Origin of the sequence: Delftia sp. DS1230, from assembly GCF_040112715.1 — a bacterium.
Classification (GTDB): Bacteria; Pseudomonadota; Gammaproteobacteria; order Burkholderiales; family Burkholderiaceae_C; genus Comamonas; species Comamonas tsuruhatensis.
This window is the reverse complement of record NZ_CP157763.1, coordinates 6,060,496-6,072,498: the sequence shown is the minus strand read 5'-3', so window position 1 is coordinate 6,072,498 and position 12,003 is coordinate 6,060,496. Positions and strand designations below refer to the sequence as shown.

The 12,003-nt window shown below is 68.0% G+C and carries 13 protein-coding genes and 1 pseudogene; 6 read left to right on the top strand and 8 right to left on the bottom strand.

All coding sequences use genetic code 11. The annotated features are described in order from the left end of the window. The first annotated feature begins 135 nt into the window (after nucleotides 1-135). From AAN986_RS27370 to trpC, 3 genes are read left to right on the top strand one after another with little or no spacing between them, the layout of a single operon-like run. A complete protein-coding gene (locus tag AAN986_RS27370) occupies nucleotides 136-723 on the top strand; it encodes an aminodeoxychorismate/anthranilate synthase component II (RefSeq protein WP_012202700.1) in 588 nt (195 codons plus the stop codon). 29 nt (nucleotides 724-752) lie between these two features. Beyond that, a complete protein-coding gene (gene trpD / locus AAN986_RS27365) occupies nucleotides 753-1,787 on the top strand; it encodes an anthranilate phosphoribosyltransferase (protein WP_013804671.1) in 1,035 nt (344 codons plus the stop codon). A 50-nt stretch (nucleotides 1,788-1,837) separates the two neighbouring features. After that, the gene (gene trpC / locus AAN986_RS27360) at nucleotides 1,838-2,641 is read left to right on the top strand and encodes an indole-3-glycerol phosphate synthase TrpC (RefSeq protein WP_016449540.1); all 804 of its coding nucleotides are present in this window, start codon (nucleotides 1,838-1,840) and stop codon (nucleotides 2,639-2,641) included. On the opposite strand, the gene AAN986_RS27355 is transcribed toward trpC, so the two are convergent. Both AAN986_RS27355 and AAN986_RS27350 read right to left on the bottom strand, forming a co-directional pair. Continuing rightward, nucleotides 2,638-2,961, bottom strand: a complete 324-nt coding sequence (locus AAN986_RS27355; protein ID WP_016449541.1) for a helix-turn-helix transcriptional regulator — start codon at nucleotides 2,959-2,961, stop codon at nucleotides 2,638-2,640. The two genes, trpC and AAN986_RS27355, sit on opposite strands and share 4 nt — an antisense overlap. A gap of 5 nt (nucleotides 2,962-2,966) precedes the next feature. After that, nucleotides 2,967-3,410, bottom strand: a pseudogene (locus tag AAN986_RS27350) (HipA domain-containing protein); the annotation flags it as partial. A 263-nt stretch (nucleotides 3,411-3,673) separates the two neighbouring features. Between AAN986_RS27350 and AAN986_RS27345 the strand changes: the two are divergent. Beyond that, nucleotides 3,674-4,405, top strand: coding sequence for a uracil-DNA glycosylase (locus tag AAN986_RS27345; protein ID WP_017405881.1), 732 nt, complete (start codon nucleotides 3,674-3,676; stop codon nucleotides 4,403-4,405). On the opposite strand, the gene AAN986_RS27340 is transcribed toward AAN986_RS27345, so the two are convergent. Further along, nucleotides 4,399-6,432 (bottom strand): alkyl sulfatase dimerization domain-containing protein, encoded by a 2,034-nt coding sequence (locus AAN986_RS27340; RefSeq protein WP_047219047.1) that lies wholly within the window; start codon nucleotides 6,430-6,432, stop codon nucleotides 4,399-4,401. The genes AAN986_RS27345 and AAN986_RS27340 overlap by 7 nt on opposite strands. Before the next feature lie 89 nt (nucleotides 6,433-6,521). Here AAN986_RS27340 and AAN986_RS27335 point away from each other — a divergent pair, with 89 nt between their 5' ends. Further along, nucleotides 6,522-7,235, top strand: a complete 714-nt coding sequence (locus AAN986_RS27335) for a Crp/Fnr family transcriptional regulator (RefSeq protein WP_046986869.1) — start codon at nucleotides 6,522-6,524, stop codon at nucleotides 7,233-7,235. Between the two features lie 27 nt (nucleotides 7,236-7,262). On the opposite strand, the gene AAN986_RS27330 is transcribed toward AAN986_RS27335, so the two are convergent. From AAN986_RS27330 to AAN986_RS27310, 5 genes are all read right to left on the bottom strand, one after another. Beyond that, on the bottom strand, nucleotides 7,263-7,622 hold the full coding sequence (locus AAN986_RS27330; protein WP_047219048.1) for a hypothetical protein: 360 nt from the start codon (nucleotides 7,620-7,622) through the stop codon (nucleotides 7,263-7,265). A gap of 95 nt (nucleotides 7,623-7,717) precedes the next feature. Beyond that, nucleotides 7,718-8,101 (bottom strand): roadblock/LC7 domain-containing protein, encoded by a 384-nt coding sequence (locus AAN986_RS27325; RefSeq protein ID WP_016449547.1) that lies wholly within the window; start codon nucleotides 8,099-8,101, stop codon nucleotides 7,718-7,720. After that, entirely contained in the window at nucleotides 8,091-8,639 is a 549-nt protein-coding gene (locus AAN986_RS27320; protein ID WP_043820163.1) for an ATP/GTP-binding protein, read from the bottom strand. The genes AAN986_RS27325 and AAN986_RS27320 overlap by 11 nt, the downstream gene beginning before the upstream one ends. Beyond that, entirely contained in the window at nucleotides 8,636-9,304 is a 669-nt protein-coding gene (locus AAN986_RS27315) for a hypothetical protein (RefSeq protein ID WP_047219049.1), read from the bottom strand. The genes AAN986_RS27320 and AAN986_RS27315 overlap by 4 nt, the downstream gene beginning before the upstream one ends. Before the next feature lie 445 nt (nucleotides 9,305-9,749). Then, complete coding sequence (locus AAN986_RS27310) at nucleotides 9,750-10,670, bottom strand: LysR family transcriptional regulator (RefSeq protein WP_016449550.1); 921 nt, start codon at nucleotides 10,668-10,670, stop codon at nucleotides 9,750-9,752. Nucleotides 10,671-10,823: 153 nt separating this feature from the next. Here AAN986_RS27310 and AAN986_RS27305 point away from each other — a divergent pair, with 153 nt between their 5' ends. Further along, a complete protein-coding gene (locus tag AAN986_RS27305) occupies nucleotides 10,824-11,831 on the top strand; it encodes a tripartite tricarboxylate transporter substrate binding protein (RefSeq protein WP_047219050.1) in 1,008 nt (335 codons plus the stop codon). Nucleotides 11,832-12,003 lie beyond the last annotated feature (172 nt).

Genomic DNA, 12,003 nt, shown 5'->3' with positions numbered 1-12,003 from the left:
CCAGGAGATTGCCCAGATGCCCTCAGATTCCCCCTTCCAGACCCAGGCAAGGCAGCATTGCGCGCATTCCCGCGCCAGCCTTCGCTGCGGCATGCCCGCGCCACCCGTTTTTCCCTTTGAGACCCAGGAGCCGGTATGACCAGACTGCTGATGATCGACAACTACGACAGCTTCACCTACAACATCGTCCAGTACTTCGGCGAGCTGGGTGCCGATGTCACCGTGGTGCGCAATGACGAGGCCACGCTGGACGAGGTGATCGCCCTGGTCGAGCGCGAGAAGATCGACCGCCTGGTGATCTCGCCCGGCCCCTGCTCGCCGGCGGAGGCCGGCATTTCCGTGGCGGCCATACAGCACTTCGCGGGCCGCCTGCCCATCCTGGGCGTGTGCCTGGGCCACCAGAGCATTGGCGCGGCCTTCGGCGGCGACATCGTGCGCGCGGGCCAGCAGATGCATGGCAAGACCAGCGTCATCACCACCGACCGCAAGGGCGTGTTCGCCGACCTGCCCGAGCAGTTCACGGTCAACCGCTACCACTCGCTGGCCATCGCGCGCTCCAGCCTGCCCGAATGCCTGGAGATCACGGCCACCAGCGAGGACGGCGAGATCCAGGGCGTGCGCCACACCAGCCTGGCCATCGAGGGCGTGCAATTCCACCCCGAGAGCATCCTCACCGAGCATGGCCATGCCATGCTCAAGAATTTCCTGGAACAGAAGGCCTGAGCAGGCCGGCACCCAACCGAGACACCGCAATGACCCAGATCACCCCCCAGGAAGCGCTGCAGCGCACCATCGAGCACCGCGAAATCTTCCACGACGAGATGCTGCACCTGATGCGCCTGATCATGCGCGGCGAGCTGTCGCCCGTGATGACGGCGGCCATCGTCACCGGCCTGCGCGTGAAGAAGGAGACCATCGGCGAGATCACGGCCGCGGCCGAGGTCATGCGCGAGTTCTCCAACAAGGTCCATGTGGAGGACAAGCGCCACCTGGTGGACATCGTGGGCACGGGCGGCGACGGCGCCAACACCTTCAACATCTCCACCTGCTCCATCTTCGTGATCGCGGCGGCGGGCGGCAAGGTCAGCAAGCACGGCGGGCGCAGCGTCAGCAGCAAGAGCGGCAGCGCCGACGCCATGGAGGCGCTGGGCGTCAACATCCAGCTCAGCCCCGAGCAGATCGCGCGCAGCATCGCCGACGTGGGCATCGGCTTCATGTTCGCGCCCAACCACCACCCGGCCATGAAGAACGTGGCGCCCGTGCGCAAGGAGCTGGGCGTGCGCACCATCTTCAACATCCTGGGCCCGCTGACCAATCCGGCCAGCGCGCCCAACATCCTCATGGGCGTGTTCCACGAGGACCTGGTCGGCATCCAGGTGCGCGCGCTGCAGCGCCTGGGCGCCGAGCACGCCATCGTGGTCTATGGCCGCGACGGCCTGGACGAGATCAGCCTGGGCGCGGGCACCCTGGTGGGCGAGCTCAAGGACGGCGTGGTGCGCGAGTACGAGATCCATCCCGAGGACTTCGGCCTGCGCATGGTGGGCACGCGCGCCTTCAAGGTGGACAATCCCGAGGAATCCAAGGCCATGCTGCTGGGCGTGCTCCATGGCGAAAAGAGTGCCGCGCGCGACATCGTCTGCCTGAACGCGGGTGCTGCCCTGTATGCGGCCAACGTGGCCTCCAGCATCGAGGACGGCATGGCCCGCGCCCAGGCGGCGCTGGACAGCGGCGCGGCCCTGGCCAAGCTCAACGAACTCGTGGCCTACACGGCCCGGCTGACGGCCTGAGCCGCGCAGCCCCCATCGACCACCGAATACAAGAAACCAAGGAAAGCAACGTGTCCGACATCCTCAAGCAAATCTGCGACGTGAAAGTGCAGGAAGTGGCCGCCGCCCAGAAGCGCATGCCCTTCGCGGACATGCGCCGCGACGCCGAAAGCCGCGTGCTCACGCGCGACTTCGTGGGCGCGCTGCGCGCCAAGATCGCCGCCGGCCAGGCCGGCGTGATCGCCGAGATCAAGAAGGCCAGCCCCAGCAAGGGCGTGATCCGCGAGGACTTCATCCCCGCCGACATCGCGCAAAGCTATGCCGATGGCGACGGCAAGGGCGTCAGCGCCGCCTGCCTCTCGGTGCTGACCGACAAGCAGTTCTTCCAGGGCAGCGTGGACTATCTCAAGCAGGCGCGCGCCAGCTGCCACCTGCCCGTGCTGCGCAAGGACTTCATGGTCGATCCCTACCAGATCTACGAATCGCGGGCCATGGGCGCCGACTGCGTGCTGCTGATCGCCGCCTGCCTGGACGACGCGCAGATGGCCGAGATGGAGCAGATCGCCCACAGCCTGGACATGGCCGTGCTGGTCGAGGTCCATGACGGCGCCGAGCTGGACCGCGCCCTGCGGCTCAAGACGCCGCTGGTGGGCATCAACAACCGCAACCTGCGCAGCTTCGAGGTCAGCATCCAGACCACGCTGGACCTGCAAAAGAACGTGCCGGCAGACCGCCTGCTGGTCACCGAGTCGGGCATCGGCAGCCGCGAGGACGTCAAGGCCATGCGCGATGCCGGTATCCACGGCTTCCTGGTGGGCGAGGCCTTCATGCGCGCCAAGGAGCCGGGGGAGGCGCTGGCCAAGCTGTTTGCCTAAGACGCGTCGTTGTGCGGGCCGGCCGGTGAATCCGGGGTCCGCACGATGCGCACCACCCCGAGCTTGAGCCCCAGCATGGCCAAGATGCGGTTCATGGTCTGCACGCTGCCTTCGCTGCGCTCCTGCTCGATGTCCTGCAGCGTTCTATAGGAAACGCCGCAAAGCTTGGCCATCTCGGCCGTGGTCAGCCGCATGGTCTTCTTCAGATGCCGCACGGCCTGCGGCAAAGACCATTCGGGGTGGGCCAGCACATCGTCAATGGCCTGCCTGCGCAGCTCCAGCTGCTGGGCAATGGGAATGGGGGTGAAACGCTTGTCCATGGTCTTCAGCGCAGCGCAGCGAGCTCCTGCGCACGTGCCAGGAGGGCGGGACGCAGGTGGCCGAGAACCTCGGGCTCCAGCCCTAGCGCCAGACCGTCTGCGGCGATGCGCTCCAGCGCGGGAATCATGGCCTTGAGGCCTTTCACCAGTGGATCGCGCTGCAACGGATCCGACTGCGTGCCCCGGCGTTTTCGAGGGAGCTGCGCGGCCAGCGCACAGACGCTATCCAGCACACGGCCCCAATCGGGCCGGCCGCCCTGTTCATCCCGCCAGCGGATGCGTCGGGCAATGCCGTCCGGGTGGAGATACATGGGCGCAAAGTCGTACAGGGGCGTGAGCGCGATGCGGCCATCGAAACCGCGCTGCACGGCGGTGTTGCGCGCGTGGTTGTCCTTGTTGCCCAGGGCCAGGTTGGCAATGTCGCGTTTGATGTATTCGAGCACTTCCTGGTGCAGTTGTAGAGTGCAGTTTGCGGTCATTTACACGAAATTCTAGGTAAAGCATTGGGCTGACTCAAGGTTTTTCGTATGTTTTTTCGTGTAACCATTGTCTGTCTTTGGGGCGCCATTGGAGGCGGACGTACCTCCCCGCCGCAGGGAAAGGTATGCTTGCCGTGATCCAACAGGCATGGCGCTTGCGCCCATGCATTTCAGCTGTACTTTTTTGAGGGAGGCTGCTGCCTCGGCATGTGGCGGCGGTGCCCCCATCCGCCATGGCCCTTCAAGACGACGCAATCGCCCCGGCGCAAGCCGACCAACTCCAATCCGCCGATCCCGCCGACTGGCCCGTTGCGCCCGACTGGCAGCCCCTGGTCGAGGACTTCTTCGCGGGTGCCACGGGCCAGCAGCTGCTGACCTTCCTGCACCAGCGCCTGGAAGCTGGCGCGGTGATCTTTCCGCCCCAGCCGCTGCGCGCGCTGGAGCTGACACCGCCCGATGAGGTGCGCGTGGTCATCCTGGGGCAGGACCCCTACCACGGCCGGGGGCAGGCCGAAGGCCTGTCGTTCTCGGTGGCGCCGGGCGTGCGCATGCCGCCCTCGCTGCAGAACATCTTCAAGGAGATGCAGCGTGACCTGGGCGTGCCCTTCCCGCCGTTCCCCAACCCGGGCGGCAGCCTGGTCAAGTGGGCCAGGAACGGCGTGCTGCTGCTCAACACCTGTCTCACGGTGGAGGAAGGCCAGGCGGCCAGCCACTCGGGCAAGGGCTGGGAGCTGCTGACCGATGCGGTGATCCGGCACATCGCCCAGGGCACGCGCCCCGTGGTCTTCATGCTCTGGGGCAGCCATGCGCAGTCCAAGCGCGCCTTCATTCCGGCCGACCGGGGGCATCTGGTGCTGACCAGCAACCATCCCTCGCCTCTGTCGGCGCTGCGCCCGCCCGTGCCCTTCATCGGCAACGGGCACTTCGGCAAGGCGCGCGACTTCCGCGCCCAGCACGGTTACTGAGCGGCCTGCTCGGGGCGTGGCTCCACGATGGGGAACACGCTGTCGAAGCGGTCCAGCATGGACATGAGCGCTGTCACCTTGGAGGCGTCGCCCTCGATGCGCAGCTGGCCGCTCTTGATGGCCTCGGCCATCGTGGTCTCCTGACCTGCAATGGCGTCCAGCGTGGCGCGCGTCAGGCGCAGGCTGGCATGGGCGGAGGGCGCAAGGCCCGGGCTCTGGGTGAGGGCGCTGTTCTCCAGGTTCAGGCTGCGCTGCTCGCCGGTGTCGGTGAAGGTCCAGTTGAGCACGATGCGCTGGCCTGCGGCCTTGCCCGCGTCCAGCCGCACGCCCAGGTAGTCGAAGAACATCTCCAGCGGCAGGCTGCGCACCAGGTCGCGCGCGGCGCTGCCGGGCCTGGGCAGTTGGGGCACGCCCTGGCGCAGCTCCGCCGCGCCCTGCAGGAAGGCATTGCGGGCCGTGGCCGATTCCATCTGGTAGCCCAGCTGCTCATAGGCATTGGCCGCCAGGCGGCGCGCGGCCTGGTTGGCCGGGTCGGCAAAGACCAGCTGCGAGGCGATCTGCGCCACCCAGCGGTATTCGCCGCGCTCGTAGTCGGCCTGCGCACGGCGCAGCACGGCGTCGGCGCCACCCATGTATTCCACGGTCTTGCGCGCCGCGGGCACGGGCGGCAGCGCCTCCAGCTGGGCCGGGTTGCCTTCGTAGTAGCCCAGGTAGTGCTGGTAGATGGCGCGGATGTTGTGGCGCAGGTGGCCGTAGAAGGCATGTGTGGCGCCGTCGCGGGCCAGGGATTCGGGCATCTTCAGCATCTCGGCGATCTCCGAGCCCACGTAGCCGTGGTTCATGAGGCGCACGGTCTGGTCGTGCAGGTATTTGTAGGTGTCGCGCTGGCCGGCCAGCATGCGCTGCAGCCGGGGCTGGCCCCAGACCGGCCAGTGGTGCTGGGCGATCAGGATCTCGGCCTTGCCGCCATAGGCGTGCAGGGCGTCGTTCAGGTGGCGGGACCAGCCCAGCGCGTCACGCACCTGGGCGCCGCGCAGCGGCAGCAGGTTGTGCTGGGTGTGCACGGCGATCTCGGCCATGTTCAGCACCTTGAGCTGGGGGTAGTACATGATCATCTCGGCCGGCGCCTCGGCCCCGGGCGTGAGCGTGAACTCGATGTCCACGCCGTCGATGCGCAGGGTCTCGCGCGGCTTGTCGATCACGCGCGTGGGCGCGATCAGCCCCATGGTGCCGGGCGCACCCGCCTTGCCCAGCCCTGCGTCCACCTGTCCCCTGGCATCGCGCGGCAGCAGCATGCCGAACTGGTAGAGCGCGCGCCGGCCCATGGCATGGCCGGCGATCACGTTCTCGCCCACGGCCTCGGCCATGAAGCCCGCCGGGGCGATGACCTGCACGCGGCCAGCATCCACCTCTTCCTGGCGCACCACGCCGCGCACGCCGCCGAAATGGTCCACATGGCTGTGCGAGTAGATGACGGCCACCACGGGCTTGCGCGGTCGGTGCTGGTAGTACAGGTCCATGGCGGCCTGGGCGGTCTCGGTGTACATCAGCGGATCGACCACGATCAGGCCGGTCTCGCCCTCGATGATGCTCATGTTCGACAGGTCCAGGCCGCGCACCTGGTAGAGCCTGTCCGTCACATGGAACAGGCCGCTGACGCGGTTGCGCTGTGCCTGGCGCCACAGCGCGGGGTGCACGGTGTCGGGCGCCTGGTCCTGCTGCAGGAATGCATAGGCCTGCATGCCCCAGATGGGCCGGCCCTGGGCATTGCGCACCACCAGCGCATCCGCCGAGGCGATCAGGCCGCGTTGCGCGTCCTCCATGGCCTGGGCGTCATCCTGAGGCTGCTGCGCCAGCGCAGCCTGCTGGGCCGCGCGCGTGGCCGCGCTGGCTGCCTGTGGCCGGGCCATGTCGGAGACCGGCAGGCTGCTGCCTGCGCAGGCGCTCAGCAGGGCGGCGGCGGCCAGGCAGGCCAGCAGGCGGCAAGGGCGCGCCAGCGCGCGGGGCAGGGGGTGTGAGGCTTGCATGGGAAGGTCTCCTGGCATGTGTTCGATGTCAGCGGCGAAAATACGCAGGCCCGCCGGCTGTGTCTGTCAGCCACCCGACATCCCTTTCCATGCAAGCTTCCCTCGCCTCTTCCTACCTGCCCACGCTGCGCGCCGGCCGCTGGTTCAGCGCATTGGCGCCGCAGTTTGCCGATTTGCTGCTGGCGCTGGCACAGCCGCGCCGCCTGGAGGCGGGCGAAGCCCTGTTCCTGCGCGGCGATGCGCTGGAGGGCGGTTTGTTCGCCGTGGTCCGCGGCAGCGTCGGTTTCTCCGGTGTGGGCGGCCAGAGCGAGCAGGCGCGCGAGGCGCTGCTCACGCGCATGGGACCGGCCACCTGGTTTGGCGAGATCGCGCTGTTCGACGGCTCGCCGCGCACCCACGATGCCCACGCCATGGAGCCCAGCGAGGTGCTGCAGGTGCCGCGCCAGCCGCTGCTGGACTGGCTACAGCAGCATCCCGCGCACTGGCATGACCTGGGCGTGCTGATGTCGGGGCGCATGCGCGCGGCCTTCGCGGCGCTGGAGGACCTGGCCCTGATGCCCGCACCCCAGCGGCTGGCGCGCCGCCTGGTGGCCATGGCGCGCGGCTACGGCGAGCGGCTGGACGATGTGCCGGCCCGGCCGCGCCTGGATATCACGCAGGAGCAGCTGGCGCGCATGCTGTCGATCTCGCGCCAGACCACCAACGTGCTGCTGCAGGGCCTGCAGGCGCGGGGCCTCATCCGTGTGCAGCGCGGCGAGATCGAGATCCTGCAATGGCAGGCGCTGTGCGCCGAGCGGTTCTGAGCGGCGCAGCCAGTCAAGGGCTGTTGTTCAGACCACCAGCGCATTCTCCACGTCCTGCACCTTGCGGCGCGCCAGCGCGAGATTGGCCTTGGTCTTGTCGAGCACCAGGTACAGGAACAGGCCCTCGTGGTGGGTGGAGGGGCGCAGGATGTGGTACTGCTTGCTCAGCGTGATGAGGATGTCCTCGATGGTGTCTTCCAGGCCCAGCGAGCGCATGGTTTTGAGTTTGGCGCGCACCAGTTCGGTGTTGCCGGCGGCAGCCAGCTCCAGGTCCACGCCCGAGCCGTCCTGTCCCAGGATCATGCCGCTGTTGTAGTCCACCAGTGCAGCGCACATGGCGCCGTCGCAGCGCATCAGTTCATCCATGGTTTGCTTGATATTGGCCATTGTTTTCCTAACTCCCTTGTGTTGCGAAAATGTTCTGCACCTTCGCGGTGCCTTCTTGCCGGATGCATAGGAGCAGCCCTTGCCCGCCTTTGCCATCACGCTTGTTCCAGCGTCCGCACAGCCTCGCGCGAGACATAGAGAACCTGGCCCAGAACGGCCTCGCGCGAGGCCACCACGCTGATGACCAGCGTCAGGCCCGGGCGCTGTGCCTGCAGCATGACGATGAAGCCCTCGGCCGCCTCGACCACCACGTTGGCGCAATGCCCGAGCTGGTTCTCCTCGCCGGCGATCATGCCCAGCGCCGCCATCGAGCTGGCCATGGCCGACAGCCGCGCCGTGCTGCCCTGGCCTTGCGCACGGGCGGCCACCTCGAAGCCGTCCTCGGTGCTGACCACGCAGCCACGCACGCCGTGCAACCTGCTCATCAGCGACTGCACCGCCGCCTGGGCTGCAGCCTTCAAGGCAGCGTCATTCTTCATGGGACTTCTCCTGGGCAAGGGCTTCGATCTGCAGCAGCAACAGCTCGATCAGGGCCACCACCTGCTGGGGGTTGCGCACATCGGCCGGCACCACGGGGCACAGCAGGCCGCGCGATTGCAGGTGCACGGCAAAGCTGTCCAGATCAGGCGCTGTGTACTCCTGCATGCGGCATACCGCCACCACGCATGCCGTGCTGCGCAAGACATCGGACAGGCCCTGGACATAGATATCCAGGTCGGCCAGCGGATCGGAGCGGCTGTTGTCGATCAGCAAGATCACGCCCAGCGCGCCGCGCGAGAGGATGCGCCACATGAAGTCAAAGCGCTCCTGCCCGGGCGTGCCGTAGAGGTACAGCTTCTCGCCGTTGTCCAGGGTCAGCTCGCCATAGTCCATGCCGGCCGTCGTCAGCGCCTTGTCCAGGGTGTCATCGGTGTTGCGCACGTCGGTGCTCACGGGGGCGATCTCGCTGACGCAGCGGATGGCCGTGGTCTTGCCTGCGCCTGGAGGGCCGGAAATCAGGATCTTGAGTTCGCTCATGGGCGCGCTCCTGCAAACCGGGCCAGGCGAAGGCGTATGCGTTCGAGCACACCCCTGTCCGGCGCAGGGTTGCCGGGGTGCGGTGCGGCGGGCGGGCGGGCCGAGGCCCAGCGCAGCAGGCCGGCGGCGTCCAGCTCGTTCAGAAAACCGGCGCAGATCTCGGGCGACAGGCCCGAGCGCTGGCACAGGGTCTGCATCGTCGTGGGCTGGCCTGTCAGCAAGGTGGCCAGGCGGATATGGTGGGATCTCGTCAGCAGTTGCGGCGACGGCCAGCGCCGCAGCTGCAGCAGCATCAGCTGATGCTGCGTGTGCAGGCCGCTGGCGTGTGCCTTGGCGCTGGCCGGTTTGCCGTGCACCGACAGGATGCGTGCGCCCATGGTGTTGAGGCATTCCTCCAGCGCCTCGGCGCGCAGGGGCATGCCCAGGTGGCCACCCGCAGGGAAGGCTCCCCTCGGTGGCCCTCCCACGCGCAGCGTCAGCGCGGGCGGGGCGGCAGGCGCTTGGGCCAGTTCGCCATGCACCACCGTCATGTCCGCCTGGGATTCGCGCCACGTCCAGCGATGCCGTGTGCGGTGATTCACCATCAGCACATAGGAGCGGAACAGCTTGGCGTCGCGGTCCGGCAGGCCATGCAGCATGAAGGTCAGCTCGGTTCGCTCATCCATGCTGTGCCTCCCGCTGCAATTGCCGCCTGCGCCCTCCGGTCTGGTTCGTGTACATGCCTTGCCTCTTTTTTGTAGGTCCGGCGATGGCCGGGTTGTCCATGAATTCATTCAGGAACGGGAGTCCAGGAATCCCGCAAGGGGAAGCCCGACGACAGAGCTGCGGATGATAGGAATGGCGCCGGCGGCTGGCTGTCCGATCGCGCTGGAGAATCAGAATCGGCTGGGTCAGAATCAGAGTTGTCCTATCCGATTCGTGCCCAATCCGCTCCCAGCCTGAGCGGATCGACCAAGGGCGATGGATGAATCGCGGGTCTGCAGGGCCGTAAAAATCGGAGCTTTCCGAGTTTTGTCCCTGCATCCCTGGTCGGACTGTGGTCTCTTTTCTGGCTGGCCTTGTGTGGGTGGTGCCTGGCGGGCGCTGCCCGCTGCCCGCCGTGTCCTCCGGTTACCAGGGACCGGGCAACCGCAGCTGCAGCATTTCCAGGAAGGACTGCGCCGCATGCGGCAGCGTGCGGCCGGCCAGGGTCTGCACCTCGATGTCGCGCAGGTCCATGCCCCGGTCGCTGAGCGCCACGGCCACCAGCGCGCCTGTGGCCACCATGTGGCGCGCGGCGATCTCGCTGGCCACGGCCACGGCGGCGCCCTGGGCTGCAAAGTTCAGCAGGGTCTTGCCGTGGTTGCTCTCCATCACCGGCATCAGCATCAGGCCCTGGCGGCTGCAGGCGGCGTCCAGCAGCTGGCGCACGGCCGTGTCGGCCGGCGTGAGCGCCAGCGGATGGCGCACCAGCTGGGCCAGCGACAGGCGCCGCGCCTGCGCCAGCGCATGGCCGGGGGCGACCAGGGCCACCAGCGGCGCGGCCACGCGGCAGGCCACGGCAATGCCTTTTTCGGGCGCGCGGCTGAAGCACAGGCCGATGTCTGCCGTGCCGCTGCGCACGGCCTCGGGCACGGCGGGCGTGGGCAGCACCATGACCTCGAAGACGATACCGGCGTGCTCGCGCTGGAAGGCCGCGCACAGGCGCGGCAGGAACTCGTTGGCAAAGGCGTCGGAGCTTGCGATGCGCACGCGGCCGCTGCGCAGCCCCTGCAGGGCCTCGATCTCGCCCAGCGCGCGCTCGGCATCCAGGCCGGCGCGGCGCACATGGTCGGCCAGGATCTCGCCGGCCGCATTGAGCACCATGCCGCGCGGGTGGCGTTCGAACAGCGGCGTGCCCAGCAGCCCCTCCAGCGCCGCGATCTGGCGGCTGATGGCAGAGGCCGCCACATGCAGCCTCGCCGATGCCTCGGTCAGCGATCCGCATTGCGCCACTTCATGGAAGTAGCGCAGCGCGGTGTCCTGCAGGAGAAGGTGGCGGGCGTCGGGCATGTCGCCCCGATTGTCATCAATTTGCCGCAGAGGCAACGCAGGTTTGCAAATTTGCTGATGGCGGCAAAGGGGCGAGGGTTCTACGATGGCCTGTTGCGGCGTTGCAGGGAGCAGCGGCTGCAGCTGTCCAACCCTCTGACCAGGAGTGTGCCCATGAAGGCATTGCCCAGCGTTTTACTTCCACGCCGCGCCATCGTGGCTGCAGCCTGTGCCCTGGCTGGCGCCATGGCCCTGCCCGCCGTGGCACAGGGCCAGGCGTCCTGGCCCTCGCACCCGGTGCGCCTGGTCGTGCCCTTTCCGGCCAGCGGCGCCACCGACCTCGTGGCGCGCGTGGTGGCGCAGCGCATGTCCCAGGACCTGGGCCAGCAGCTGGTCATCGACAACCGCCCCGGCGCGGGCGGCACCATCGGCACGGGCGAGGCCGCCAAGGCCTCGCCGGACGGCTACACGCTGCTGTTCACCACCAGCAGCACGCATGCCATCTCGCCACACCTGATGACCCGTCTGGCCTACAAGGCCGACAAGGATTTCACGCCCATTGCCGAGATCGGCGGTGCGGCCAGCATCCTGCTGGTCACGCCCTCGCTGCCCGTGCGCAACGTGCAGGAGCTGATCGCATATGCCAAGGCCCATCCGGGCGCCCTCAACTACGCCAGCAGCGGCAACGGCACCATCGTCCACCTGAACGCGGCGGCCTTCGCGGCGCGCGCGGGCCTGCAACTGACCCATGTGCCCTACAAGGGCACGGCCCAGTCCATCACCGACCTGGCCGCTGGCCAGGTGCACCTGCTGTTCGACTCCATTCCCACCGGCATGCCCCATGTGGCCAGCGGCCGCCTGCGCGCCCTGGCCGTGACCGGCGACAAGCGCAGCGCGCTGGCGCCCGACCTGCCCACGGTGGCCGAGTCCGGCCTGCCCGGCTATTCTTCGGTCACCTGGTTCGGCGTCTATGGCCCGGCCGGCATGAAGCCCGAGCTGGTGGCGCGGATCAATCAGGCCTTCAACAAGGCCATCCAGAATCCCGAGGTGGTGGCCAGCCTGGCCAGGCAGGGCGTGGAAGCCGCATCGCCGCGCACGCCCGAGCAGTTCGCCGCCATGGTGCAGGCCGACAGCGCGCGCTGGGCGCAGGTCATCAAAGACAACAAAATCACATTGGATTGAGTGAAGCACCCCCTGAGCGGCTTTGCCGCTTCCCCCTCTCCTGCGGGAGGGGGACGACGCCCTTGCTGCGGGGTGGCGCGGCCGGCGTAGGCCCTTGCTTGGCGTCCCTGAGCTGGGCCGTGCCTGCGGTTCCTCAAGCTATCGGTGGCGCGTTGGCGCTATGGAAATTGAT

Bases quoted from the DNA above. Each gene is read 5' to 3' on its own strand.
- AAN986_RS27370 (WP_012202700.1), top strand. From the start codon at position 136: ATGACCAGACTGCTGATGATCGACAACTACGACAGCTTCACCTACAAC.
- trpD (WP_013804671.1), top strand. From the start codon at position 753: ATGACCCAGATCACCCCCCAGGAAGCGCTGCAGCGCACCATCGAGCAC.
- AAN986_RS27355 (WP_016449541.1), bottom strand. From the start codon at position 2,961: ATGGACAAGCGTTTCACCCCCATTCCCATTGCCCAGCAGCTGGAGCTG.
- AAN986_RS27345 (WP_017405881.1), top strand. From the start codon at position 3,674: ATGGCCCTTCAAGACGACGCAATCGCCCCGGCGCAAGCCGACCAACTC.
- AAN986_RS27340 (WP_047219047.1), bottom strand. From the start codon at position 6,432: ATGCAAGCCTCACACCCCCTGCCCCGCGCGCTGGCGCGCCCTTGCCGC.
- AAN986_RS27335 (WP_046986869.1), top strand. From the start codon at position 6,522: ATGCAAGCTTCCCTCGCCTCTTCCTACCTGCCCACGCTGCGCGCCGGC.
- AAN986_RS27330 (WP_047219048.1), bottom strand. From the start codon at position 7,622: ATGGCCAATATCAAGCAAACCATGGATGAACTGATGCGCTGCGACGGC.
- AAN986_RS27325 (WP_016449547.1), bottom strand. From the start codon at position 8,101: ATGAAGAATGACGCTGCCTTGAAGGCTGCAGCCCAGGCGGCGGTGCAG.
- AAN986_RS27320 (WP_043820163.1), bottom strand. From the start codon at position 8,639: ATGAGCGAACTCAAGATCCTGATTTCCGGCCCTCCAGGCGCAGGCAAG.
- AAN986_RS27315 (WP_047219049.1), bottom strand. From the start codon at position 9,304: ATGGATGAGCGAACCGAGCTGACCTTCATGCTGCATGGCCTGCCGGAC.
- AAN986_RS27310 (WP_016449550.1), bottom strand. From the start codon at position 10,670: ATGCCCGACGCCCGCCACCTTCTCCTGCAGGACACCGCGCTGCGCTAC.
- AAN986_RS27305 (WP_047219050.1), top strand. From the start codon at position 10,824: ATGAAGGCATTGCCCAGCGTTTTACTTCCACGCCGCGCCATCGTGGCT.